3 protein-coding genes are annotated in these 1871 nt (G+C 69.8%); 2 read left to right on the top strand and 1 reads right to left on the bottom strand.

Features of this window, described 5'->3' with window-relative positions; translation table 11 throughout:
* On the bottom strand, positions 1–524 hold a 524-nt coding region (locus AOK01_RS24225), incomplete at its 3' end, for a pyridoxal-phosphate dependent enzyme (protein WP_157871469.1).
* 470 nt (positions 525–994) lie between these two features.
* Between AOK01_RS24225 and AOK01_RS24220 the strand changes: the two genes are divergently transcribed.
* Together AOK01_RS24220 and AOK01_RS24215 are read left to right on the top strand one after the other, a co-directional pair.
* Positions 995–1318, top strand: a complete 324-nt coding sequence (locus tag AOK01_RS24220; protein ID WP_055515152.1) for a hypothetical protein — start codon at positions 995–997, stop codon at positions 1316–1318.
* A 229-nt stretch (positions 1319–1547) separates the two neighbouring features.
* Positions 1548–1871: ATP-binding protein (locus AOK01_RS24215; protein WP_169800157.1), on the top strand; the 324-nt coding region annotated here is incomplete at its 3' end.

Genomic DNA, 1871 nt, shown 5'->3' with positions numbered 1-1871 from the left:
GCGTACGTGAACTGGTCCATGAAGTGACCGCCGGACTCGGCCGCGAGGGCCGCCGACTCCTCGTACATCGTGCGCGGGTCGTCGACGAAGTGGCACCGTCCGCCGTGGAATTCGATCAGCCGGCACTTCTCGGCGCTCGTGGTGAGGGGCATGACGGCGATGAAGGGCACACCGATCAGGCTCGCGAAGTACGCCTCGGAGACGGCCGTGGAGCCGCTGGATGCCTCGATGACGGGGCGGCCGGGACGGATCCAGCCGTTGCACAGGCCGTAGAGGAAGAGCGAGCGGGCCAGCCGGTGCTTGAGGCTGCCTGTGGGATGGGTGGACTCGTCCTTGAGGTACAGGTCGATGCCCCAGCGCTCGGGCAGCGGGAAGCGCAGGAGGTGGGTGTCGGCCGATCTGTTGGCGTCGGCCTGGACCTTCCGCACGGCTTCTTTGAGCCAGTGCCGGTACTCCCCGTCGCTGTGATCGACATCGAGGGTGGCCGTCGGCTCATGGGGGCGGGCCTGCTGTGGGGTGCTCACGGCGGGGCTCCTTCGGGTTGCGCCGACGTCGGGTCACGTGGTCGGACACCTCGATCATAGGCACCTTCCCCACGCTTCTCACCTGCATAAACAGTCCTTTGAGCACCTCAAAGAAAGCGCTGGTGCCGTCGACCGGGGAGCGGCTCCGGGGCGGCCGGGGCGCGGTCGGGGGGGCGCATTCGCGCGAGTGCGCCGGACGGCATGTGCCACGCCGCCCGGCGCACTGGTGCTCGTCGCCTCACGCGGGCAGACTGCTCGCACGGGCGCCGGTGCAGACCGCCCGCACGGGCGCCGGTCACGAACGGCGACGACGGCGCCGGGAACGCGTACGGGAACAGGAAGCCGGGACGGGCACTGGAGCGGGATCCGCGCCCGGACCCACCATCACGCGCAACCACGACGGAGCCACGACGAATCAGCGACCGGAACCACGACAGGGCACGGCCGAAGCGCACAAGGGGGCGGAGCACATGGCGGAGCCGGAGTTCACAGCCACGGGCGTGCGGATCGGGAAGAGGCTACGTTCGCTCACCCGGGCCGGGCAGGTCCGGATCAGCGACGGCAGGCTGGAGTTGCTCACCAGTTACGGCAGCGAGATCGACAGCGCGCCGGTACAGGCGGTCCGGGCGTCGAAGCCCTGGTTCGCCGCTGAGGACCGGGCGTTGGCGGACGTCAACGGCACCCGCTATCTGCTCACCCTGGGCGAACACGACCCGGCTCCGGGGGAACCAGGACCGCCGGCGGCCCACCGTTTCATCGAGGCCGTACGCAAAGCGGCGGGGCGCAGGCACTGAGGTCCGCGCGGGCCGCCGTACGCCCGGCCGCCCGGCCGCCCGTCGAGACCATCGCGAGTTGCGGAGTCGTACCTCCTGAGCCACTCTGTTCTCACGTCACTCTGGGTTTACCGGCGATCACGCTGCGAACCAGCCCGCCGGACACCGACAGCAGGCGGTCGGCGCGCGCAGGCAGCCCGCTGGATCCGCACTCGTCTTCTTCCGGACCTCAATTCGGGGAGTCGCAGCCGTGATCAGCCAGCCAAGCAGGCATTGCACGGTGGAGCTGGACGCTCTGCCGTCGCGGATCGGCCAGGTCCGCAGAATCGTATCTGCGCAGTTGCGCTACTGGCATCTGGATCCGTTGATAGACCGGGCCGCGCTCGGTGTGACCGAGCTGTTGACCAACGTCCACCTGCACGCCCGGCCCGACAAGCTGTGCACCGTGGAGATCGAGCTGCTGCTCGACCAGCTCACGGTCTCGGTGCACGACCGCGACCCCCGCCTTCCCGAGGTGCGGGACGCCACCTCCTCCGCGACCTGCGGACGCGGCCTCTCGATGGTCGCCGCGGTG

Origin of the sequence: Streptomyces aurantiacus, from assembly GCF_001418335.1 — a bacterium.
Lineage (GTDB): Bacteria > Actinomycetota > Actinomycetes > Streptomycetales > Streptomycetaceae > Streptomyces > Streptomyces aurantiacus.
This window is presented reverse-complemented; position numbering and strand designations above follow the sequence as displayed.